The sequence below is a fragment of the Arthrobacter sp. Soil_C_60 genome, assembly GCF_057656375.1.
Map to the genome: position 1 here is coordinate 467,539 of NZ_JBDGKM010000002.1, position 21,890 is coordinate 489,428.

The 21,890-nt window shown below is 66.2% G+C and carries 20 protein-coding genes; 15 read left to right on the forward strand and 5 right to left on the reverse strand.

The window, feature by feature from the left end; translation table 11 throughout:
• Nucleotides 1–166 precede the first annotated feature (166 nt).
• Genes AC3A4M_RS05910 through AC3A4M_RS05930 form a run of 5 tightly spaced genes read left to right on the forward strand, consistent with a single transcriptional unit; the run spans nucleotide 167 to nucleotide 5,955 of the window.
• A complete protein-coding gene (locus tag AC3A4M_RS05910) occupies nucleotides 167–1,360 on the forward strand; it encodes a 5-(carboxyamino)imidazole ribonucleotide synthase (protein ID WP_498734591.1) in 1,194 nt (397 codons plus the stop codon).
• Entirely contained in the window at nucleotides 1,357–1,869 is a 513-nt protein-coding gene (gene purE / locus AC3A4M_RS05915; protein ID WP_498734592.1) for a 5-(carboxyamino)imidazole ribonucleotide mutase, read from the forward strand. The genes AC3A4M_RS05910 and purE overlap by 4 nt, the downstream gene beginning before the upstream one ends.
• On the forward strand, nucleotides 1,866–3,542 hold the full coding sequence (locus tag AC3A4M_RS05920) for an LCP family protein (RefSeq protein WP_498734594.1): 1,677 nt from the start codon (nucleotides 1,866–1,868) through the stop codon (nucleotides 3,540–3,542). Before purE ends, AC3A4M_RS05920 begins: the two co-directional genes overlap by 4 nt.
• Before the next feature lie 56 nt (nucleotides 3,543–3,598).
• Nucleotides 3,599–4,873 carry a mannose-6-phosphate isomerase, class I gene (gene manA, locus AC3A4M_RS05925; RefSeq protein ID WP_498734596.1) on the forward strand — a complete coding sequence of 425 codons (1,275 nt, stop codon included), beginning with the start codon at nucleotides 3,599–3,601 and terminating at the stop codon, nucleotides 4,871–4,873.
• Between the two features lie 32 nt (nucleotides 4,874–4,905).
• On the forward strand, nucleotides 4,906–5,955 hold the full coding sequence (locus AC3A4M_RS05930) for a lipid II:glycine glycyltransferase FemX (protein WP_498734598.1): 1,050 nt from the start codon (nucleotides 4,906–4,908) through the stop codon (nucleotides 5,953–5,955).
• Nucleotides 5,956–6,210: 255 nt separating this feature from the next.
• Here the strand turns inward: AC3A4M_RS05930 and glpX are convergent, their stop codons facing one another.
• A complete protein-coding gene (glpX, locus tag AC3A4M_RS05935) occupies nucleotides 6,211–7,248 on the reverse strand; it encodes a class II fructose-bisphosphatase (RefSeq protein ID WP_169991052.1) in 1,038 nt (345 codons plus the stop codon).
• Between the two features lie 196 nt (nucleotides 7,249–7,444).
• On the opposite strand from glpX, the gene AC3A4M_RS05940 reads away from it, so the two are divergent.
• The 5 genes from AC3A4M_RS05940 (at nucleotide 7,445) to AC3A4M_RS05960 (ending at nucleotide 12,863) form a co-directional block, all read left to right on the forward strand.
• On the forward strand, nucleotides 7,445–8,056 hold the full coding sequence (locus AC3A4M_RS05940) for a DUF4245 domain-containing protein (RefSeq protein ID WP_498734599.1): 612 nt from the start codon (nucleotides 7,445–7,447) through the stop codon (nucleotides 8,054–8,056).
• A 60-nt stretch (nucleotides 8,057–8,116) separates the two neighbouring features.
• On the forward strand, nucleotides 8,117–8,731 hold the full coding sequence (locus AC3A4M_RS05945; protein ID WP_498639616.1) for a carbonic anhydrase: 615 nt from the start codon (nucleotides 8,117–8,119) through the stop codon (nucleotides 8,729–8,731).
• 22 nt (nucleotides 8,732–8,753) lie between these two features.
• Nucleotides 8,754–10,184: a class II fumarate hydratase gene (locus AC3A4M_RS05950; protein WP_498734600.1), complete on the forward strand. Its 1,431-nt coding sequence runs from the start codon at nucleotides 8,754–8,756 to the stop codon at nucleotides 10,182–10,184.
• Nucleotides 10,185–10,421: 237 nt separating this feature from the next.
• Nucleotides 10,422–11,075, forward strand: coding sequence for a TetR/AcrR family transcriptional regulator (locus AC3A4M_RS05955; RefSeq protein ID WP_498734602.1), 654 nt, complete (start codon nucleotides 10,422–10,424; stop codon nucleotides 11,073–11,075).
• 60 nt (nucleotides 11,076–11,135) lie between these two features.
• Nucleotides 11,136–12,863 carry an MDR family MFS transporter gene (locus AC3A4M_RS05960; RefSeq protein WP_498734604.1) on the forward strand — a complete coding sequence of 576 codons (1,728 nt, stop codon included), beginning with the start codon at nucleotides 11,136–11,138 and terminating at the stop codon, nucleotides 12,861–12,863.
• A 43-nt stretch (nucleotides 12,864–12,906) separates the two neighbouring features.
• Here the strand turns inward: AC3A4M_RS05960 and AC3A4M_RS05965 are convergent, their stop codons facing one another.
• Nucleotides 12,907–13,377: an NUDIX hydrolase gene (locus tag AC3A4M_RS05965; protein WP_498734606.1), complete on the reverse strand. Its 471-nt coding sequence runs from the start codon at nucleotides 13,375–13,377 to the stop codon at nucleotides 12,907–12,909.
• A 10-nt stretch (nucleotides 13,378–13,387) separates the two neighbouring features.
• A complete protein-coding gene (locus AC3A4M_RS05970) occupies nucleotides 13,388–13,900 on the reverse strand; it encodes a prepilin peptidase (protein WP_498729267.1) in 513 nt (170 codons plus the stop codon).
• A gap of 60 nt (nucleotides 13,901–13,960) precedes the next feature.
• Between AC3A4M_RS05970 and AC3A4M_RS05975 the strand changes: the two genes are divergently transcribed.
• From AC3A4M_RS05975 to AC3A4M_RS05995, 5 genes are all read left to right on the forward strand, one after another.
• On the forward strand, nucleotides 13,961–14,878 hold the full coding sequence (locus tag AC3A4M_RS05975; RefSeq protein ID WP_498734607.1) for a hypothetical protein: 918 nt from the start codon (nucleotides 13,961–13,963) through the stop codon (nucleotides 14,876–14,878).
• Between the two features lie 375 nt (nucleotides 14,879–15,253).
• Complete coding sequence (locus tag AC3A4M_RS05980) at nucleotides 15,254–16,195, forward strand: AfsR/SARP family transcriptional regulator (RefSeq protein WP_498729269.1); 942 nt, start codon at nucleotides 15,254–15,256, stop codon at nucleotides 16,193–16,195.
• 191 nt (nucleotides 16,196–16,386) lie between these two features.
• The gene (locus AC3A4M_RS05985; RefSeq protein ID WP_498729270.1) at nucleotides 16,387–17,052 is read left to right on the forward strand and encodes a response regulator; all 666 of its coding nucleotides are present in this window, start codon (nucleotides 16,387–16,389) and stop codon (nucleotides 17,050–17,052) included.
• The gene (locus tag AC3A4M_RS05990; protein WP_498734608.1) at nucleotides 17,045–18,622 is read left to right on the forward strand and encodes a sensor histidine kinase; all 1,578 of its coding nucleotides are present in this window, start codon (nucleotides 17,045–17,047) and stop codon (nucleotides 18,620–18,622) included. Before AC3A4M_RS05985 ends, AC3A4M_RS05990 begins: the two co-directional genes overlap by 8 nt.
• A gap of 22 nt (nucleotides 18,623–18,644) precedes the next feature.
• The gene (locus tag AC3A4M_RS05995; RefSeq protein ID WP_498734609.1) at nucleotides 18,645–19,301 is read left to right on the forward strand and encodes a GNAT family N-acetyltransferase; all 657 of its coding nucleotides are present in this window, start codon (nucleotides 18,645–18,647) and stop codon (nucleotides 19,299–19,301) included.
• A gap of 25 nt (nucleotides 19,302–19,326) precedes the next feature.
• Here AC3A4M_RS05995 and phoH2 read toward each other — a convergent pair whose 3' ends face one another.
• Nucleotides 19,327–20,733, reverse strand: coding sequence for an RNA 5'-3' helicase PhoH2 (phoH2, locus tag AC3A4M_RS06000; protein ID WP_498734610.1), 1,407 nt, complete (start codon nucleotides 20,731–20,733; stop codon nucleotides 19,327–19,329).
• A gap of 268 nt (nucleotides 20,734–21,001) precedes the next feature.
• Nucleotides 21,002–21,763, reverse strand: a complete 762-nt coding sequence (locus tag AC3A4M_RS06005; RefSeq protein ID WP_074699231.1) for an isoprenyl transferase — start codon at nucleotides 21,761–21,763, stop codon at nucleotides 21,002–21,004.
• Nucleotides 21,764–21,890 lie beyond the last annotated feature (127 nt).

Below are 21,890 nucleotides of genomic sequence, written 5' to 3' on the forward strand. Positions count from 1 at the left end.
AGCGGGATCCTTTTCCTCAACGGCTGGCGCCGGATGGGCACCGAGGGCCCATTCTAAGTCGGGCGGCTGAATGTTTCCTAGGACATCGGCCCGGGTCAGCGAAGGTTAGCAGTGCCGCACGGCCGGGGATAGGGCTATCGGGGATGTGGTTCGGTACGCTAACTACGTGACTTTCCCAGTAATTGGCGTTGTTGGCGGCGGCCAGCTAGCCCGCATGATGGCCCCCTGTGCAGTAGCCCTTGGCTTTGAACTCCGCGTCCTGGCCGAGGCAGAAGACGTCTCGGCGGTCGCGGCAGTGGCCAACGCCCCGGTCGGCGACTACAAGGATCTGGACACCCTGCGCCGGTTCGCCCAAGGCCTGGATGTGATGACCTTCGACCACGAGCACGTGCCCACCGAGCACCTGCAGACCCTGATCGCCGAGGGCGTCAATGTCCAGCCGCAGCCGGATGCGCTGATCCACGCGCAGGACAAGCTCATCATGCGCGGCGTCGTCGAAAAGCTCGGCCTGCCCAACCCGGCCTGGGCCGCGGTTTCCACCGTCGAGGAGCTGGTCGCGTTCGGCGAGCAGACCGGCTGGCCGGTGGTGCTCAAGACTCCGCGCGGCGGCTATGACGGCAAGGGCGTTCGCATGATTGACGACGCCGGCGCTGCCGCGGCTGCCGCTGACTGGTTCACCGGGACACCACTGCTGGCCGAGGACAAGGTGGACTTCAGCCGCGAGCTCTCCGCCCTGGTGGCACGCACGCCTTCCGGCGAGGCCAAGGCCTGGCCGGTGGCCCACACCATCCAGGTGGACGGGGTCTGCGACGAGGTCATCGCCCCGGCCCAGGAACTTTCCGCCGAGGTGGCCGAAGCCGCCCAGCAGGCCGCGCTGCGCCTCGCCGAGGAGCTCGGCGTCACCGGCGTGATGGCCGCCGAACTGTTCGAGACCCCCGGCCAGGGCCAGGGCTTCGTCATCAACGAGCTGGCCATGCGCCCGCACAACACCGGCCACTGGACCATGGACGGCTGCGTGACCAGCCAGTTCGAGCAGCACCTTCGCGCGGTCCTGGACCTGCCGCTCGGGGATACGGCGGCATTGGGCGCCGTCGTCGTTATGAAGAATTACCTGGGCGGAGCCAACACGGATCTGTTCGGCGCCTACCCGCAGGCGCTGGCTGCCGAACCGGACGTCAAGGTCCACGGCTACGGCAAGTCGGTGCGTCCCGGCCGCAAAATCGGACATGTTAATGTGGTGGGCCGGCACGCTTCGGACGTGGACGTGCTGCGCACCAAGGCCGCAAGGGTGGCCGCGATCATCCGCGACGGGGCAGACCCGCAGGGCACCGGGGCAGACCCGCAGGAAGGCAACTTATGAGCGAAAACCCGATTGTCGGCGTCGTAATGGGCTCCGATTCTGACTGGCCCGTCATGCAGGCTGCGGCCGCGGCGCTGGAAGAATTCGGCATTCCGTACGAGGCCGATGTGGTCTCCGCGCACCGCATGCCCGAGGACATGATCCGCTACGGCAAAGAGGCCCAGGGCCGCGGGCTGCGCGCTATCATCGCCGGGGCCGGCGGCGCCGCGCACCTGCCGGGCATGCTGGCATCGGTCACCACGCTGCCGGTCATCGGTGTCCCGGTGCCGCTGAAGATGCTGGACGGCATGGACTCGCTGCTGTCCATCGTGCAGATGCCAGCCGGCGTTCCCGTCGCCACCGTCTCCATCGGCGGCGCCCGGAACGCCGGGCTGCTGGCGGTCCGGATACTGGCCGCCGGAACCGATGACCTTGCCGCCCGGCTGCAGCCGCAGCTGGCCGACTTCGCCGCTGAGCTGCGCCAAAGCGCGTACGACAAGGGTGAAGCCCTGCGGGCAAAATTGTCATGACGCCGCGCATCGCCCCACAGGACAGTCCGCGCCGCGGCAATCGCGGTGACGATGGCTACGGCGTCACCGATCCGGTCCGCTACCCGCAGAGCGCGGCGGCTCCGGTGCGGACCAAGCGCGCGTTTATCCTGCTGCTGCTGACCCTGTTCATCCCGGGCAGCGCGCAGCTGGTGGCGGGCAACCGCAACTTAGGCCGCAAGGCGCTGCGGGTGACGTTTACCGTGTGGGTGCTGCTGATTGCCGCGGGCATCGTGGCCCTGGTGAACTGGCCAACGCTGGTCAACATCGCCACCCACCGCTGGGGCTCGCTGGTGCTGGTCATTGTGCTGGCGGCGCTGGCGCTGTTCTGGGCGTTCCTGTTCCTGGACACGCTGCGGATCATCCGGCCGGGCCTGCTCGCGCCGGGCATGCGCCCCATCGTGGCGGTCTGCCTGGTGGCGCTGATGGCGCTGACCACCGGCACGCTGGGCTACGGCGCCTACCTGATGAACGTGGGACGCAGCACGCTGGGCACCATCTTCGAAACCCGGCCCGCCTTCGATCCGGTGGACGGGCGCTACAACTTCCTGCTGATGGGCGGGGACGCCGGGGCCGGCCGTGTGGGTCTAAGGCCGGACAGCATCCAGGTGGTCAGCGTGGACGCCAAGACCGGCCAGACGGTCATGTTCGGCATCCCGCGCAACTTCCAGAACGCTCCGTTCCCGGAGGACTCGCCGATGCACGCGGTCTATCCGGAGGGCTTCAACTGCGGCGACGAGTGCATCATCAACGCGCTCTACGTGGACGTGGAGCAGAACTACGCGCACCTCTACCCGGACGCCAAAAACCCGGGCGCCGAGGCCATGAAGGACGCGGTCAGCGGCATCCTCGGCATCGAAATCCAGGCCTACGCGCTGGTGGACATGGGCGGCTTCGAGGCCCTCGTGGACGCGATGGGCGGCATCACCGTGGACGCCGGCGGCTGGGTGCCCATCTCGAACCGGACCATTCCCGGCACCAACCAGCACTACCCGCCGAAGGGCTGGATCGCCCCGGGCGTGCAGGAGCTGGACGGCTACCACGCGCTTTGGTACGCCCGTTCACGCGAATTCGCCACCGACTACGACCGCGTGCAGCGCCAACAGTGCGTGATGTCCGCGATGGTCAAGCAGCTGGACCCTGCCACCGTGCTGACCCGCTTCCAGCAGCTGGCCTCCGCCGGCGAGGAGGTCGTGGAGACGGACATTCCCAGCGAGCAGCTCGGCAGCTTCGTTTCCCTGGCTGCCGATGCCAAGGGGCAGAAGATCAAGCGGCTGACCATTGGCCCGCCGGACTTCGGCACCCCCTCGGACAACTTCGTCACCTTCCCGGACTTCAGCCAGATCCACCCTCGCGTTCAGGAGATGTTCATCCAGGAAGAGGAGACTAAGGACGCTGGCGGCGACGCGGGCTCCAAACCGGACAGCGGTTCGGATTCCGGCGCCGGCGAAAACAACGACGGCGGCGCGGACTCGGGCGGCACCGCGGAGGACACTTCGGCCAACGACGGCGGCGCCGAAGCCGCCCCGGCCGAAACACCGGCTGAACAGACTCCGGAGATTACCGAGGAGTACCTGCAGCAGCTGGCTGTCATCGGCGACACGGCAACGCTTTCGTCGATCGTGCGCGGGAACGGGGAATGCTCGGTGCCTTAGTATCGAAGTCGTCGCACCAGCACGTTCAGATACCTGCATAGAGAAGAGGCTCCACAATGTACCGGCTGACCAATGTTCTGCGACCCTATGCCTGGGGATCGCCGACGGCGATTGCCGAGTTGTTCGGCCGCGAACCCTCGGGCAGCCCCGAGGCGGAGTTGTGGATCGGAGCCCACCCGGACTCGCCGTCGTCGGTCCATTTGCCCGACGGCGATGAGCAGCCGCTCACGGACTTCATTAACGACGGGCCCCGGCTGGCGCTCGGCGAGAACGCGCTCGCCCTGTTCGGCGCCAAGCTGCCGTTCTTGACCAAGGTCCTGGCCGCCGACGAGGCGCTCTCGCTGCAGGTCCACCCCACGTTGGAGCAGGCACGCGAGGGCTTTGCGGCCGAGAACGCCGCCAAGGTCCCGCTGTCCTCCCCCGGACGCAGCTACCGCGACGACAACCACAAGCCGGAAATGCTCTTCGCCCTGACGGAGTTCCAGGCCCTGTGCGGCTTCCGGCACCCTCAGGATTCCGTCCGGTTTTTCCGCGGCCTCCATGGCAAGCTCAAGGCCGTCGACGCGGACACCGCCCTGCTGGAACGGGTGATCAAGTCGCTTGAGGGCCCGGACGAATCCGCGGCCATCCGTGGCGCTTTCGTGACGCTGCTCGAAGGCGGCGCCGAGTCCGCTGCCTTGGTCGACAACACGGCCGCGGTGCTGGCTGCCGTCCCCGAAGAGGAAACCGGGCCGGAGTTCGCCGCAGTCCGCTGGCTGGCGGAGCTCTACCCGCAGGACCCGGGCACGCTGATTTCGCTGCTGCTGAACCTGACCACGCTGCAGCCGGGCCAGGCCCTGAGCCTGCCGGCCGGCAACGTGCACGCCTACCTGCGCGGCCTCGGCATCGAGGTCATGGCCACCAGCGACAACGTGCTCCGCGGCGGGCTGACCCCCAAGCACATCAACATCCCCGAGCTGCTCAAGATCACGGATTTCCGCCCGATCGAGCCGCCCCGGGTGGAACGGAAGCTGACGGACGCCGGCCAGGAGCTTTACTGCCCGCCGTTCGCAGAGTTCCAGCTCCAGCGCATCGAGATTAACGACGGCGACACGCCCGTACCGCTGGCACAGCATGGTCCCGTTGTGGTGCTGGCCGTCAGTGGCAGCGCACTGCTGGACTCGCCCGTTACGGATCTGACCCTGCACCGCGGAGATTCAGCGTTCATCCCCGCTTCGGAGCAGCCCGTGCTGGTCCATCCGGTGCTCAACGCGGACTCCCCCGCCGTGCTTTTTGCGGTCACGTGCGCGGGCAATGCCAGCGAGTTCGCCGAGTTTTATGAAAGTCTATGAAGTTCAGTGAATCAACGAACGGATATCGACGCATGAGTTCCTCCATCCTGCAGTCCGCCGCCTGGGCCGAGTTCCAGCGCAGTCTCGGGAAGAAAGTCTTCGAGTCCACCGGCGACGGCTACTCCTTTCTGGCCATCCACGAGAAGACGCCTCTGGGCAGTTACCTCTACGTGCCGTACGGGCCCGCCGCCGAGGACAAGCATGCCCTGACCCGCGCACTCGAGGCCCTGGCAGCGCTGGCGAAGGCCGAGGGCGCACACTACGTGCGCGTGGAGCCGGTCGACGCGGGCCTTGCCTCCGGCCCGGGCACCGATGCGGAGGCCGAGCTGGCAGGACTGGGACTCGTCAAGGCGCCCGCCGACATCCAGCCGCACCTGACGTGGATGGTGGATCTGACCCAGGACGAAGACAAGATCCTGGCCGACATGCGCAGCACCAGCCGGAACCTCTACCGGAACATCCACAAGAAGGGCGTGACCTTCGAGATCTCCACCGATCCGAAGGACATCTCCATCCTGCTGGGCTTCCTGCACGATGTTTCGGAGCGGGCCGAGTTCAAGGCGCAGTCCGATGACTACCTCACCCGCGCCGCCCAGGCCCTGGTGCCGGCCGGCAACGCGAAGATCTTCATCGCCAAGCTGGAGGGCACCCCGATCGCCGCGGCGCTGTCCTACGACACGGAGACCACGCGCGTCTACGCTCACGCGGCGGCGGACGACACCTACCGCAAGCTCAATGCCGGTATCCCGCTGGTCGTCACCATGATGATGGACGCCAAGGCCTCCGGCATGACCCGCTTCGATATGTGGGGCGTCTCCCCCGAGGATGAACCGGACCACGCCTGGGCCGGCTTCTCCCGCTTCAAGCGCTCCTTCGGCGGCTTCGAGGTGGCCTACCCGGGCTCCTGGGACCTGCCAGTCAACAAGGTGATGCACTCCGCCTACGGCCTGGCCCGCAAGCTGCGTGATACCGCTGTGCCGGCCCTGCACAAGGTACGTTCCGCCGCCGGCCCGGCACTGGCGAAGGCACGTTCCACAGCCGGTCCAGCGCTGGACAAGGTGCGCACCAAGCTCGGCCGCTGACCCCCGTCCGCTGACGGGTCTCCCCCGGCCCCTCAGCGCCTCCGCTGGCCCGCCACGCCCGCTAGCGACCCATGTTTAAAACACGCGCAAAACATCGTCCCAAGTCAGCGCGTTACTTGAAGCCTAAACTTGGACCGTTAGGCCTGAACATGGGTTGCAACGCGGCAGGCGCCCCCAGCCGGCCATAAGAAAACCCGCCCCGGCCTGAGCCGGAGCGGGTTTTCTTGTACGGACGCGGAAGTCCGGGCGCGCTGCCTAGTGCTTGCGCTCGTAGCCTTCCCACTTGTCGGCGCGATGCTCGCCGTCGACAAAGCGGATGGTGCCGGACTTGGAACGCATCACGATGGACTGGGTGCGCACCGTGTTGGGCGCGTAGCGGACGCCGCGCAGCAGGTCGCCGTCAGTGATGCCGGTGGCGGCGAAGTAGCAGTTGTCGCTGGTGACCAGGTCATTGGTGGTCAGCACGCGGTCCAGGTCGTGGCCGGCGTCGATCGCCTTCTGCTTTTCGTCATCGTTGGTGGGCCACAGGCGGCCCTGGATGACGCCGCCGAGGGACTTGATGGCGCAGGCCGTGACGATGCCCTCCGGGGTGCCGCCGATGCCCATCAGGACGTCGATGCCCGTGCCTTCGCGGGCGGCAGCAATACCGCCGGCCACGTCGCCGTCCATGATGAAGCGGGTGCGGGCGCCGGCAGCGCGGATCTCTTCGACCATCGGCTTGTGCCGGTCGCGGTCCAGGATCATCACGTTGATCTGGTTGACCTTCTTGTTCTTGGCCTTGGCGATCAGGTGCAGGTTCTGCTTGATCGGCAGGCGCAGGTCCACCAGGTCGGCGGCCTCGGGACCGGTGATCAACTTCTCCATGTAGAACACGGCCGACGGGTCGAACATGCTGCCGCGCTCGGAAACGGCCAGCACGGACAGCGCGTTGTTGATGCCCAACGCGGTCAGGCGGGTGCCGTCGATCGGGTCCACGGCCACGTCAACCTCGGGCCCGGAGCCGTCGCCGACCTTCTCGCCGTTGTAGAGCATGGGGGCTTCGTCTTTTTCGCCCTCGCCGATCACCACAACGCCGTTGAAGTGGACGGTGGATAGGAAGGAACGCATGGCGTCCACGGCGGCGCCGTCTGCGGTGTTTTTGTCCCCGTAGCCAACCCAGTGGCCGCCGGCGATGGCGGCAGCTTCGGTCACGCGGACGAGCTCCAGGGCCAGGTTGCGGTCCGGCCCGTCGTCGGCAACAGCCAGGGACGGGGAAAGCGTTGAATACTGGGCGGCCGGTGCGGCTTTGGACACGAGAACCTCATCTTCGAGTGGCTTGGGCGCAGTTCCGATCGGGACTGCATCGGTTTTCCTGTACTTCCGATCATAGTCGCCGGGGCGCCCGCCGAGTCTGTGATGACAGGCACGTCCGACTTATCCGGCACCGCCCAAACCCATTCAAAGCACGACGGCGGTGCGAGGGTGCCGTAGTTTAAGAGACGATAGAGGGGTGAGTGAAGTACGCCCCGAAGATTCAGACCAGCCTGCCGCAACCCCGGTTCTGACCGCAAAACAGGCCAAACGTGCCAATGCCACCGTGACCGGCATGCTGATTGCCTTGGGCCTGACCATCGCGATCTTCCTGCCGATCTTCTTCCTGAACCCGGCCAGCAAGTCCGAAGTTTACGAACGTAACATTGACGTTCCCGGCACGGCATCGCAGGCCGCGGCCACCGCCGGCTATGAGCCGCTGACCGTCGAAATGCCGGAACCGTGGCGTGCCAACTATGCCCGTTGGAACACCGGCGGCACCGGAGCAGTCCCCGCATGGGAAGTCGGCTACCTCACGCCCAAGGGCCAGCACATCGCCCTGACCCAGACGGACAAAGCCAATCCCACCTGGATCGCGCAGACCACTGACAACGCACCCATCACCAGCGACCGCCAGGCCGGCGGGGAAAGCTGGGAACTGCGCGACCGCGGCGAAGACCGCAAGCACCTTGTGCTGGAGCAGGACGGTTTCACCGTGATCCTCAGCGGCGGCGCGGACCTTGACGAGTTCGACATCCTCGGCGCTGCCGTAGTGGAGGAACTGGCCCAGAACGAGCCGGCCGAAAAGTAACCGGCGTAACGGACCGCAACGGAAACGCCCCACCCGGCGCATGTCAGTAAAGTAAGCAGGGTGACTACAGACCTCACCCCCGCATTGGCGTGGCAAAAGCTCCGCGAAGGCAACGAACGATTCGTCGCCGGCTCCTCTAACCACCCGAACCAGGACGCCTCCCGCCGCAGTTCGCTGGTCAACCAGCAGCATCCGTTCGCCGTAATATTCGGCTGCTCGGACTCCCGGCTGGCCGCGGAAATCATCTTCGATCTGGGCCTCGGCGATGCGTTCGTGGTCCGCACCGCAGGTCAGGTCATCGACGACGCGGTCCTCGGTTCGCTGGAGTACAGCGTCAGCTTGCTCGATGTCCCGCTGATCGTGGTGCTCGGCCACGACAGTTGCGGCGCGGTGACCGCTGCCAAACAGACCGTGGACACGGGCGAAATGCCCAAGGGATTCCTGCGCGACCTGGTCGAACGCATCACTCCCTCCGTCCTCGCCGCCCGGCGGAACGGCTTCGAGGAAGTCAACGACATGGTGGTCGAGCACGTGCAGCAGGTGGCGGAGCGGCTGGTAGACAGTTCGCGCGTCATCTCCGAGTCCGTCGACAAGGGCGAAGTCGCCGTCATCGGCGTCACCTACCGGCTTGCCGAAGGCCGGGCGGAGCTTGTCTCAGGATTTGGTGCGCTCTAACGCCGTGGGAGAAACTGAGGGCATGACTTCCACTACTGCCGACTCCGTTGAGTACCGTATTGAACACGACACCATGGGCGAGGTCCGCGTCCCGGTAAACGCTCTCTACCGCGCGCAGACCCAGCGCGCCGTCGAGAACTTCCCGATCTCCGGCAAGACGCTCGAGCGCGCGCACATCGAGGCGCTGGCCCGGATCAAGAAGGCCGCCGCCACCGCCAACGCCGAACTGGGCGTGCTCGACGGCGAGCTGGCCAAGGCGATCGAAGCCGCTGCCGATGAAGTCGCCTCCGGCAAGTACGACGGCGACTTCCCCATCGATGTGTTCCAGACCGGTTCCGGCACGTCCTCGAACATGAACACCAACGAGGTCCTCGCCGAGCTGGCTTCGCGCTCGCTCAAGGAGTCCGGCAGCGACAAGGTGGTCCACCCCAACGACCACGTCAACGCCTCGCAGTCCTCCAACGACGTGTTCCCCACCTCGGTGCACGTTGCCGCCACGTCCGCGCTGATCAATGACCTGATCCCGGCGCTGGACTACCTGGCCGCTTCGCTGGAGCGCAAGGCCGTGGAGTTCAAGGACGTCGTTAAGTCCGGCCGCACCCACCTGATGGATGCCACCCCGGTCACCCTGGGCCAGGAGTTCGGCGGCTACGCCGCACAGGTCCGCTACGGCATCGAGCGCATCAATTCCTCGCTCCCCCGCGTCGCCGAGGTCCCTCTGGGCGGCACCGCCGTCGGCACCGGCATTAACACCCCCGCCGGCTTCTCCGCCCGCGTGATCGAACTGCTCGCAGCCGACACCGGCCTGCCGCTGATCGAGGCCCGCGACCACTTCGAGGCCCAGGCCAACCGCGACGGCCTGGTCGAGGCCTCCGGCCAGCTGCGCAACATCGCCTACTCCTTCATGAAGATCAACAACGATCTTCGCTGGATGGGCTCCGGCCCCAACACCGGCCTCGGCGAAATCGCCATCCCGGATCTGCAGCCCGGCTCCTCGATCATGCCCGGCAAGGTCAACCCGGTCATCTGCGAGGCCGCCATCATGGTCTCCGCACAGGTCATCGGCAACGACACCACCATCGCCCTGTCCTCCACCAACGGCGCCTTCGAGCTGAACGTCGGCATCCCGGTCATGGCGGCCAACCTGCTCGAGTCCATCCGCCTGCTGACCAACACCAGCCGCGTCATGGCGGACAAGATGATCGACGGCCTGACCGCCAACGTGGAGCGCGCCCGCTTCCTGGCCGAAGCTTCGCCGTCCATCGTGACCCCGCTGAACAAGTACATCGGCTACGAGAACGCGGCCAAGATCGCCAAGCACGCGGTCAAGGAAGGCCTGACCGTCCGCGAGTCCGTCGTGGCCCTGGGCTTCCTCGAGCGCGGCGAACTGACCGAAGAGCAGCTGGACAAGGCTCTGGACGTCCTGTCCATGACCACCCCGCCGCAGAAGTAAGCTCAAGCAAGCACAACAGGTAGCGCCGCCCGCGCAAACCTGAAAGCGCCCCTGGTCCACACCGGACCGGGGGCGTTTTGCTGTGCCGCCATGTGCTTGCGTCAGGGCAACGCCGCTGGCCCGCCTCCCCTGCCGGCGCCGACGCCCCGCTGACCCGCCTTCCCTGCCGCCCCGGACGCCGGCTGTGGCGCAGCCCACTAAATTGCACTATCGCCTCAAAAGTGCAAAAATTCAACGGTGGCAGAGAGTACAAAGGACGACGGCGGCGGGAGACGCGAGCGCAAACGCGCGGCAACGCGCGTGGCCATCACCGACGCCGCGCGCTCCCTCACCGCCGCGCACGGCGTCAGCGGGTTTACCGTCGAACAGCTCTGCGAAGAAGTCGGTATCTCGCGCCGCACGTTCTTCAACTACTTTCCCGGCAAAGAGGACGCCATCCTCGGGGATCCAATGGACCACATTCCGGAGGCACTGGCGCAGGTGTTCGTCGAAGGCGGAGCCGGTTTTCCCGCCGACGAAATCTCGCCGACCCTGCTGCCCGATTTCATCGAACTCGCCTGCGCCATGATGGACCGCCTGGCCATGAGCCGGGAGGACGTCGTCCGGCTCCGGGAGGCCATTACGGCCGAACCCAAACTTTTGGACAAGGCCGTGCACGGGTCCCAGAAGGCCGAGGAAGCCTTTGCCCAACTGCTGGCAGCGCGGGAACGCTTGCTGCCCCAAGACCTGCGGATACGGCTGGCCGTCGGCGTCATGACCGCCATCTCCAAACAGGCCGGCGAAGAGTTTTTCGCCCCGTGGAACACCCGCAGCTACCGCGAGGTCCTGACCGAAGCGGTAGATGCCGTCCGCGCCATCATCCACCCGGCAGCCCACACGACAACCACCTGACCGCCCAGTCGCCGCAGGCAACCCTGAGTCTGCAGCCACTATCCTCACCAAGGAACCTTCATGACCGCAACCGCTGCACGGACCGAGGGCCCGCTTCTGCTGACCCAGAAACGCATCTGGATCATTTTCTCCGCGCTGATCGCCGGCATGATGCTGGCCAGCCTGGACCAGACCATCGTCTCGACGGCGATGCCCACCATCGTCGGCCAGCTTGGCGGCGTGGAACACCAGACCTGGATCACCACGGCGTACCTGCTGGCCACCACGATCGTGATGCCGATCTACGGCAAGTTCGGCGATGTTATGGGCCGGCGCAACCTGTTCCTCTTTGCCATCGCCCTGTTTACGCTGGCCTCGGTGGGCTGCGCGTTCGCCCCGGACTTCTGGACCTTCGTGGTCTTCCGCGCCATGCAGGGACTGGGCGGCGGCGGGCTGATGATCCTCTCGCAGGCCATCATCGCCGACATCGTCCCGGCCAATGAGCGCGGCAAGTACATGGGCCCGCTTGGCGGCATCTTCGGCCTCTCCGCCGTTGCCGGCCCTCTGCTCGGCGGCTACTTTGTGGACCACCTGACCTGGCAGTGGGCCTTCTACATCAACATTCCCATCGGCATTATTGCCTTCCTGATCGCCTACTTCGCGCTGACCTTGCCCAACAAGAAGGCTGAGAAGCGGATCGATATCGCCGGCGTCGTTCTCTTGTCCGCAGCCACCGCCTGCATGATCTTCTTTACCGACTTCGGTGGCCGGAACGACTACGGCTGGGGCGCCCCGCTGACCTGGCTCTTCGGTGCCGGGATGCTGCTGGCCGCCGTCGCGTTTGTCCTTGTGGAGCGCAAGGCTGAGGACCCGATCATCCCGCTGAGCCTGTTCAAGAACCCGATCTTCATCAACAGCACGGCCATCGGCTTCACCCTGGGCGTGGCCATGTTCGCCGCGCTGGCGTTCGTCCCGACGTTCCTGCAGATGTCCTCCGGCACCTCGGCCGCGGTCTCCGGCCTGCTGATGCTGCCGATGATGGTCGGCATGATGGGTACGTCCATCTGGTCCGGCCTGGCGATCACCAAGTCCGGCAAGTACAAGGCGTATCCGATCGCCGGCAGCGCCGTGGTAATCGCCGCGATGCTGTGGATGACCACGCTCGAGGCCGCCACCCCGATCTGGGTCATCTGCGGCCAGCTGTTCCTCTTCGGCGCGGGGCTCGGTTTGATCATGCAGGTAGTGGTCCTCGTGGTCCAGAACTCGGTCCCGGTGGACCAGATCGGCACGGCGACCAGCTCCAACAACTACTTCCGCGAGGTTGGAGCGGCCTTGGGCGTGGCGATCTTCGGCGCGATGTTCACCTCCCGCCTGTCGGAGTCATTGACCAACGTGTTCACCGGCTCGGGGGCCTCGCCCGAAGCCGCGGCGAACGCCACGGCCACGCTGGAGCCGGCGGCGATGAGCCAACTGCCGCAGCGGGTCCAGGACGGCATTGTCAGCGCCTACGCCGATTCCCTGGCGCCGGTCTTCTGGTATCTCGTGCCGTTCCTGGTCATCGCCCTCGTCCTTGCCATCACCATGAAGCAGATTCCGCTCTCCGACGTGGCCGGCATGGTCGCCCGCGGCGAGGCGATCGGCGGCGAGGAAGCTGTTCGTCTGGAGGCCGAGCGGGAAGCCGCCCAGGCCGGCACGCGCCAGGATCCCGGCGCTGCCAAGGATCCGGACGACGACGCCGGCAATCTCGTCGACGCCGGAAGCCACGCGAGTGCGGGTTCATCCCCGGACAGCAGCGAGTCCGGCCGGTAACACCGGCCGTCGTGCACCGTCCAGGTGCACGACGGCGGCATCTTCAGCGCACGAACTCCGGCACGCCGGTAGCCCGCAGGGCAGCTCTCAGCCGGGCACGGTGGTAGTTGGGCAGCTCCGGCAGGTCCTCCAAGGCAAACCATCCCACCTCGGAGGACTCGTCGTCGTTCACCCGGGCCTCGCCCGAAACGTAGCGGCAGCGGAAATTCAGCGTCAGGAACTGCGCCTGGTCGCCGTTGACGAACTCCATGGGGCCGCCGGCGAACACCTCGGCCAGATGCTCCACTTCCGCCACCACGCCGGTTTCCTCGAACACTTCCCGGACGATCCCGACGGCAGGCTGCTCCCCCGGTTCCAGGATCCCGGTGATCAGCGTCCAGATGCCGTTATCCGCGCGCCGGCCCAGCAGCACCCGGTTGTTGTCGTCGAGCACCACGGCGGTGGCGCCGGGCAGCCACAACAGGTCCTGGCCGATTTTTTCGCGCAGTTGAAGAATGAAGTCCGGTGTAGGCATGGTTCCCAGCCTATAAGCCGAGCGGAACCGCCACCGCCGCGAGGGCACCGAGGATCATGAAAGGGCCGAACGGGATGTTGGACTTCAGGGTCCCGCGCCGGACCAGCAGCAGGGCCACGCCGTACAAGCTGCCCAGGAGGAAGGCGGCGAAGGTCCCGCCCAGCAGGTGCCCCCAGCCGAAGTAGCCAAGGTACAGCCCCAGCACACCGGCCAGCTTGACGTCCCCGAACCCCATCCCGGCGGGGTAGACGAAGCGAACCGCGAAGTAGAAGATCCACAGCACCGCTCCCCCGGCGAGCAACCGCACCAGCCGGCCCGGCTCGCCCGCGGCGAGCGCCGCCGTCGTCAGCAGTACCCCCGCCACCCCATATGCCGGGAAGACGATGCGGTTGGGCAGCCGGTGGGTGCGCAGATCGATCCAGCTCAGCAGGGCGCCGGTAGCCACCAGATAGACCCCGGCAACCAGCAGCGCGGCGAAGGCCAGCGGGTGGACGCTCCACAGCCGGGCCAGTTCCTGGATCATAGCTCCCAACGTACTTCACCGCCCGGCCCGCGGTGCAGTGTGAAGTCTTACACTGTGGATATGGATGCCGGGGAGAATCTGAACCACGTTGACGATGTCTCTGCTAAGAGCGCGGAGCTTTTCCGCTGCCTGTGCCGTTCTTCGCCGTGGAAATGGGAAACGCTGCGCTTCGAAGTCTTCGCGCATGACCCCGCCGTACACGCGGCCGACGACGGCGGGACCTCCGACGCTGCCACAGCGAACGACGGCGGAGCCCGCGCCGAGTCTGACACCTCTGCTGCCTCCGCTGTCTCCACGGCCTCCACCTCGTCCAGTGCGACCACTGCCGACGACGGCACCGGCTCCGGACTCCGCGCCTGGACCCGTCGGCCATCGGCCCTCCGGGTGGAGACGACGGATGGCCGCTTGCTCTTCAGCACCACGGGCATCAACGACTCCAAGGGCGGCTTCTATGTCAGCGCCACCCGCAAGTCCTGGCTGCTGCCGCCGCACCTGGTGACACCGGTGTACAACGACATCAATCTGGTCCGACGGCGACCGGAGGCCGCCTATGGCGAGCCGGTGTTCGGCAATGGGCGCTGGTCCGCCATGCTGGATCCGGTGGAACTGGCGGGCAATGCACCCGTGTCGTTCGAAGTCCCCTACGCCAACGTGGTGGAAATACTCTCGCTCGCGGAAGTGGACTACAACGGCCGCAAGGCGCTCGAAGCCGTCGTCTCGCCGAACCGGACCTACAAGCCCTTTGACCCTGCGCACCCGCTGATCGGTCCCGGCCGCTCGCTGGTCCGGATCGACTGGCAGACCGGTGTCTGCGTCTCCGCCGCGGCACTGGACGGGCCGGATGCCGGCAGCGGCCACACGCTTCGCATCCTTGGCGTCGACGAATACATGCTCGATGACCTCTTTGTCGAGGTCAGCATGAACCTGACCGATGTGCGCGAGCACATCCCCTGGCCGCTGCAACCGCACCCCGCGTGACCTTAAGACTGGCAGGCACTGCCAGACATTGGGGGTCGCCATGCCCACAGGCAGGGCCCGGACCCCGGCTGTTGGGGGCGGGCAACCGGGGTCCGGGGTCTTACCGGATGGCGCACTGACGCGCCGCACCCTTAGCCGGCGCCGGGCCATCCGTGGCCGTTTGCAGGTTCAAGGTGTAGAAACACTCTCGCTGGACAGGCTTGGGAAAAACCTCGAACGGGAATGTGACGTACACCACCCCCAAAATTGGGGTAACGGACTAACCCCAATGAGGGCTGTTGCAGATTAGGGACGCACTGGAGGATGGAACCAGCATTCGTTGGGGGTGCTACCTACGAGGGGGACATCGTGGAGCAAATGTTAGCCGGGCATTGCATGCCCATTTCTGTTCGGATCATCGGTAATCTTCAGGTTCGCCGCGGCGACACCGTTCTGACCGCAGCGACGCTGGGCGGCCCGAAACCCAGGCAGATCTTCGAAATTCTGCTGTTGAAACTGGGTACTCCGGTTTCCAAGGACCGACTCGTTGAGCTGCTGTGGGGCGGCCGGCCTCCGGGCGAGGCCCTGGCCACACTGGAAAGCTACGTCAGCGTCCTGCGGCGCAACCTGCAGCCAGGTTGCGCCAAGACCGGCCCGCTGCGTACCGCCAACGGCGGTTACGTGCTGGAACCGTCCCTGGTGGAGCTCGACCTGGCGCGTTTCAACGACCTGGTGGACCTCGCTGAGCACAGCAGCCCGCAGCAGGCCTACGCCGCGCTGACGCAGGCGCTGAACTTCGGCTCCGGAACGTTGCTCAGCGACGAGCTCACACCGGAATGGGCCGAAGAAGCGCGCGACCACCACACGGCCGCTGTAACCGCTGCCCAGATCCGGGTGGCCGAAATCGCCGCCGGCCTGGGACAGGCGCACGAAGCTGTCCAGTGGTCCGAGCACGCGGTGGCATCGGAGCCGTTGAACGAACGGGCCTGGTCCGCATTGGTCACCAGCTTGGAAAGCGCCGGCCGTTATGCCGAAGGCCTGCAGGCCTACGACAAGTGCCGGCGGCTGCTGGACCGTGACCTCGGCTGCGCCCCGGGCCCCGCCCTGCGGGAAGCGCACGTGCGCCTGCTGCAGAAAACCGCAGAGACCGACGGCGAACTGTCCGAGGTCCTGGAGGCCCTGCTGTACCTGAACGAGCGGATGCGTGCCCAGTCGTTGCGCGAGAGCGCCATGGCAGCGGCGAACTCCCGGACGCGCGGCTTCAGGACCGGCAGCAACCACGAATCGGCCAGCAGGGTCATCAGTTCGTTCCTGAACAAAGCACTCGCCGTTAGCTGAGCAGGAGGTCCGCACCGCTGATGGTGCGCGCGCGGCAACAGGCAGGCTGCGTCGTCGTCAAAGTCTGTAACAGACCCCTGGCGGCGGCGCAGAACCACGGTGCTGCCGCAAAGAAGCTATGTACAAGGGCACGCTGATAGAGCATACTCACTCTATGACCGTGTCGGGGGGCTTGGGTTGGGGACACTGCTATGACCGAAGAAAAAGCACGGGATGTAGCCCGTGTTGTAGTCGTTGATGACCACACAACATTTGCGGAATTGTTGTCGGATGCGTTGGACCGGCAGGAGGATCTGGAGAACGCGGGCATTGCGGGCAGCGCCAAAGACGGCGTCGAACTGTGCCGCTCGCTGGAACCGGACGTGGTGGTGATGGATTACCACCTGCCGGATGGCAACGGGCTGGACGCTGCAGAGCAGATACTGGCGCACAATCCGCTGACGCGCGTTATCGTGCTCACGGGGGATCCGTCGCCGGAAATCCTCGGACGGGCGGCAATCACCGGAATCTGCGGCTTCCTGCCGAAGGACGGCTCGCTGGCCACCTTGCTGGACACCCTGCGGCATGCCCGCACGGGTTCCCTGGTGATCCATCCGTCCCTGCTGGCCATCGCCAGCCGGGCTTCCACCTCCCAGCCCGCGGACACGCCGTCGCTGACCGAGCGGGAACGTCAAGTACTGGGGCTGATGGCGGCCGGCCACGACGTGCGGGCCAACGCGAAACATCTGGGCATTACGGAAAACACCTGCCGCGGCTACGTGAAATCCATTCTGGCAAAGCTGGACGCGCACACGCAGCTTGAAGCGGTGGCGGTAGCCGGGCGTCTGGGGCTCCTGACGGCGGACAGGGATGGCTAGCCGGGCCCGCGGGGTACGCGACGGCGCCTCCGCGGACGAGGTCAGTGCTGAAATCCGGTTCTCGGCGGATTCCGATTCGCCAGTGTCCGCTTCGGCAGCGCCGTCTTCACCAGCGCCCGCTGCAGCAGAGCCGGCTTCCGTGAGCCCTGCTTCGGCTAGACCGTCTTCGCCCGAGGGCGTTGCCGCTGCGCCCGCTTCCGGCCGCCGGACGAAAAAGCGGCGATGGCCTCTGGCTGCGGCACTTTCGGGCGCCACCGATGCCGGTAAGCCGGACGCGCCACAGCTGGTTCCGGAAAACTCCGAGATGCGGCGGGCGATCTGGAAGTTCCTCATCGGCAGCCTGGCGACGCTGCTGATTGTGGTGGTTCCCGTAGTCATCGGTGCCAGCGCCATTTCGCGCCAGCAAGCCATCGACCATGCGATCGAAAGAACCCAAAGCACGGCTGACTTCGCCGTGGCCCCGTTTATCGATGAACGGTTGCTGGCCGGCGAGCCCGGTGCGCTGGACCGGATGGACCGGCTGCTTCAGCCACGGTTTGAACGCCACCGCATCCTGCGGATCAAGGTGTGGAGTTCCGATGGCGTCATCATCTACTCGGACGAACGCTCGCTGATCGGCCAGCAGTTCGACCTGCAGCCCTGGCAGCAGGAGCTGCTCGCCGGTGACCACCCCGGCATCGCCCACTTCGAGCCCCAGACCGGTTTTGAAAACACCTTCGAAAGCGGCCAGGGCGAGATGCTGGAAGTCTATGTCGCCACCGGGACCGCCGGCAGTGAACCAGTGCTGTACGAGACGTACTACCAGCCCGACGAAGTGCGCGCCGACGAGCGGGAGATGATGCTGGGCATCCTGCCGCCGGTGCTCGGTGCCCTCGCAGTGCTCCAGCTCGTCCAGCTGGTCCCGGCCCTGCGGATGGCCCGCCGCCTGCAGCGGGATAGCGCAACCCGACGTCAGCTGCTCCAGCGCGCCATCGAATCCTCTGAACTTGAACGCCAGCGGCTCGCCCGCGACCTGCACGATGATGTCATCCAGGATCTGTCCGGCGTGGCCTACGCGCTGGAGTCCTTCGAACTGCAGGATCAGCCTCCGTCCAAGGAGTTCCTCGCCCGGACACGGGCTCTGGTCCAGGACAACATCAGCGCCCTGCGCGGCATCACCACCGAGTTGTACCCGCCGGATCTTGCCGACCTCGGCCTGGCCGGCGCCCTCGAGCGCCTCGGCGATCCGGTCCGTGCCCGCGGGCTCGAGTGGCACCTGCGTGTAGTCGGCGACCCCGCACCGGACGCGCAGCAGGCGGCCCTGCTGTACCGTGCAGCACGCGAAGCCATCACCAACGCCATCAAACATGCCCGCGCCAGCGTGATCAGCGTCGAGCTGAGCCGGAGCGGTGACCGGCTCCAGCTGGCGGTGTACGACGACGGCGAAGGCTTCGAGCGGTCGTCCGGAGCCCCGGAAGGCCACCTTGGACTGCAGATCCTGCAGGACACTGTGTCCGCCGCCGGTGGGCGTCTGGATCTCCACACCGCTCCGAGGCAGGGTACCGAGGTCCTGGTCAGCCTGCCCGTCTAAGCCGGTGTGGTAGACAAGACCAATGACGCAGCTGACCGATATCTGGCCCGTGCTCGGCCTGACCCTCACCACGCCTCGGCTGCAGCTGCGTCCGGTTGCGGATGAGCACATCCCCGCGATGGTCGAGGCGGTGCTGAGCGGGATTCATGATCCGGACATCTCGCCCTTCTCCTTCCCCTGGACCGATGCGCCGCGCGAGGAGCTGCCGCGCAATACTGCTGCACATGTCTGGCACCAGCGGGCCAAGACCACGGCCGGCAGCTGGTCGCTGCTGTTCGGTGTCTGGCAGGGGGACGATTTTGCCGGCTGCCAGGAACTGCTGGCTACCAGCTTCGCCGAAACCCGGACCGTGAGCACGGGTTCGTGGCTCAAGCAGTCCGCGCAGGGGCAAGGGCTCGGCACCGAGATGCGCACCGCCGTCGTTCTTTATGCCTTTGATTTCCTCGGCGCCGAAGTTGCCGAGTCGGAGGCATTCGACTTCAACACCGCGTCCCTGGGCGTCTCCCGGTCGCTGGGTTATGAGCCCAACGGCGTCTGGCGGCATTCCTCCGGCCGGGACCACGTGCGCACCATGCAGCGCATGCGCGTGACACCGGACCTATTCCGCCGCCCGGATTGGAGCCTGGAGACAGCGGGCCACCTTGCGGCGGCCCGCTTCCTCGGACTCGAAGACGCCTGACGCGGCGGCCTCAAAGGTACTCCCCTTAGATCTCCGCGCCTTCCAGCAGTTCCGTGACCAGCGCTGCGATCGGTGAACGCTCCGACCTTGTCAGCGTGATGTGGCCGAAGAGCGGGTGGCCCTTGAGCGTCTCCACCACAGCGGCGATGCCGTCATGGCGGCCCACCCGCAGGTTGTCGCGCTGGGCTACGTCATGGGTGAGGACGATCTTGGAGTTCTGCCCGATCCGGCTCATTACCGTGAGCAGGACGTTCTTCTCCAGCGATTGTGCCTCGTCCACGATCACGTACGAGTCATGCAGCGAGCGTCCGCGGATGTGCGTCAGCGGCAGCACCTCCAGCATGCCGCGGTCCATCACTTCCTCCACCACCTCGGTGGAGACCAGGGCGCCGAGCGTGTCGAAGACCGCCTGCGCCCATGGGTTCATCTTTTCCGACTCGGAACCGGGCAGGTAGCCCAGCTCCTGGCCGCCCACCGCATACAGCGGCCGGAACACCACAACCTTGCGGTGCTCGCGCCGCTCCAGCACGGCCTCCAGTCCGGCGCAGAGTGCCAGCGCGGACTTGCCGGTTCCGGCCCGGCCGCCGAGCGAGACGATGCCGACTTCCGGGTCCATCAGCAGGTCGATCGCCAGCCGCTGCTCCGCGGACCGGCCGTGCAGCCCGAAGACGTCACGGTCCCCCTTGACCAGCCGGACCTGCTTGTCCGCCCCTACCCGGCCGAGCGCCGAGCCGCGGTTGGAGAGCATGACCAGGCCGGTGTTGGCCGGCATTTCCGCGGCCGCCGGAATGAACACCGGCTCGTGGTTGTAGAGGTTGTTGACGTCGTCTTCGAGCACGTCCAGCTCGGCCACGCCGGTCCAGCCGGAGTCCTTGACCAGCTCGTTGCGGTACTCGTCTGCCTGCAGCCCCATGGCCGACGCCTTGACGCGCATCGGCAGGTCCTTGGAGACCAGCGTGACGTTTTTGCCCTCGTCCGCCAGGTTCTTGGCCACCGCCAGGATCCGGCTGTCATTGTCCCCGCCCCGGAAACCCGCCGGCAGCACGTCGGGGGAAATGTGGTTCAGCTCCACCCGCAGCGATCCGCCCTCTTCCCCGAGTGGGATCGCCGTATTGAGTCCGCCGTGTTCAATCCGCAGATCATCCAGCAGCCGCAGCGCCTTGCGGGCGAAGTAGCCCAGCTCGGGATCGTGCCGCTTGCCTTCCAGCTCGGTAATGACCACTACCGGCAGGATGACTTCATGTTCGGCAAAGCGCATCAGCGCCCGCGGGTCGGACAGCAGAACGGAGGTGTCCAGCACAAAGGACTGCGCAGGCTCCGGTCCTCTGCCGGCCGGGTCTGCCGCTGCCCGGGCAGCAACAGAAAGACCGTCCGCCGCAGCAGAAACATCTGTTTCGTTTGCTTGGCGTCCGGTCTCGGCGACTTGACTCATGTTCTCAGTGGTGGCCACTTTAGCTCCCGTCCGGAGCGCTAGCGCTCCGAATGATCTGGGTCAGGGTGAGACGGTCCGGCCACCTGGCCGTTACCGGCCTCCCCCGCTGCTTCGTGAAAAGCGGCATATGGTGGCCTCCCGATCAATCTGCGGTCTTGCTGACTGATAGCTCCAAACTACGCCCCTGTTATTTGCCGCACAACTGCTTTTGGGCAACCTGTGGAGTAATTCAAGGTGAACGAACGACGACGGCGCGCGGCCGGCTTATTTATGCGCCGAAACGCCGCTGCCTGCTCGCGTAGTCGCGCAGTGCGCGCAGGAAATCCAGCCTGCGGAAATCGGGCCAGAGCGCCTCGCAGAAGTAGAACTCGCTGTAGGCGCTCTGCCACATCAGGAAGCCCGAGAGCCGCTGTTCGCCGGAGGTGCGGATGACCAGATCCGGGTCCGGCAAGCCGCGTGTGTAGAGGTAGCGGGAGATGTCGTCCACATCGAGCCCGTCCGCCACGGAGTTGAGGTCGCGGCCATCCCGGGCCGCGGTGTAGAGCAGGCCCTTGACCGCGTCGACGATCTCCTGGCGGCCGCCGTAGCCGATGGCCACATTGACGTGTACGCCGTCGACATCCTTGGTCTGTTCCGCCAGCCGGCAGACCTTGTCGCTGAGGTATTCCGGCAGCGTTTCGAGTGCGCCGACCGGGCTCACCCGGACGTTCTTCCCTTCGCCGAGCCGGTCCAGCGTGTTGGCGATGATCCCCATGAGTTGTTCCAGTTCCTCACCGGAACGGTTCATGTTGTCGGTGGAGAGCATGTAGAGGGTCACCACTTTGACCCCGAGCTCATCGCACCAGCCCAGGAACTCGAGGATCTTCTCCGCCCCGGCCTGATGGCCTTCGCGTGTGGGGGTGCCGGCGAGCTTGGCCCAGCGGCGGTTGCCGTCCACCACGACGCCGATGTGGCCGGGGATCCGCTCCTGCGCGAGGGTCCGCTGCAGCTTGCGTTCGTAGAGGCGGTACACCACAGCCGGAAGTCTCAACTGTGCACCCGCCCTTTCCTTGTCAGCTACCAACGGAGAAAATACTATCGCTTCCGCTGCCGGTCCACGTTCCAGGTTGCCGCGGCGAGGCTTCCATGCAGCGGCAATGCCGCTCCGCGTGGTGACG

Bases quoted from the DNA above. Each gene is read 5' to 3' on its own strand.
- purE (WP_498734592.1), top strand. From the start codon at position 1,357: ATGAGCGAAAACCCGATTGTCGGCGTCGTAATGGGCTCCGATTCTGAC.
- AC3A4M_RS05920 (WP_498734594.1), top strand. From the start codon at position 1,866: ATGACGCCGCGCATCGCCCCACAGGACAGTCCGCGCCGCGGCAATCGC.
- manA (WP_498734596.1), top strand. From the start codon at position 3,599: ATGTACCGGCTGACCAATGTTCTGCGACCCTATGCCTGGGGATCGCCG.
- AC3A4M_RS05930 (WP_498734598.1), top strand. From the start codon at position 4,906: ATGAGTTCCTCCATCCTGCAGTCCGCCGCCTGGGCCGAGTTCCAGCGC.
- AC3A4M_RS05950 (WP_498734600.1), top strand. From the start codon at position 8,754: ATGACTTCCACTACTGCCGACTCCGTTGAGTACCGTATTGAACACGAC.
- AC3A4M_RS05960 (WP_498734604.1), top strand. From the start codon at position 11,136: ATGACCGCAACCGCTGCACGGACCGAGGGCCCGCTTCTGCTGACCCAG.
- AC3A4M_RS05965 (WP_498734606.1), bottom strand. From the start codon at position 13,377: ATGCCTACACCGGACTTCATTCTTCAACTGCGCGAAAAAATCGGCCAG.
- AC3A4M_RS05970 (WP_498729267.1), bottom strand. From the start codon at position 13,900: ATGATCCAGGAACTGGCCCGGCTGTGGAGCGTCCACCCGCTGGCCTTC.
- AC3A4M_RS05975 (WP_498734607.1), top strand. From the start codon at position 13,961: ATGGATGCCGGGGAGAATCTGAACCACGTTGACGATGTCTCTGCTAAG.
- AC3A4M_RS05980 (WP_498729269.1), top strand. From the start codon at position 15,254: ATGCCCATTTCTGTTCGGATCATCGGTAATCTTCAGGTTCGCCGCGGC.
- AC3A4M_RS05985 (WP_498729270.1), top strand. From the start codon at position 16,387: ATGACCGAAGAAAAAGCACGGGATGTAGCCCGTGTTGTAGTCGTTGAT.
- AC3A4M_RS05990 (WP_498734608.1), top strand. From the start codon at position 17,045: ATGGCTAGCCGGGCCCGCGGGGTACGCGACGGCGCCTCCGCGGACGAG.
- AC3A4M_RS05995 (WP_498734609.1), top strand. From the start codon at position 18,645: ATGACGCAGCTGACCGATATCTGGCCCGTGCTCGGCCTGACCCTCACC.
- phoH2 (WP_498734610.1), bottom strand. From the start codon at position 20,733: ATGAGTCAAGTCGCCGAGACCGGACGCCAAGCAAACGAAACAGATGTT.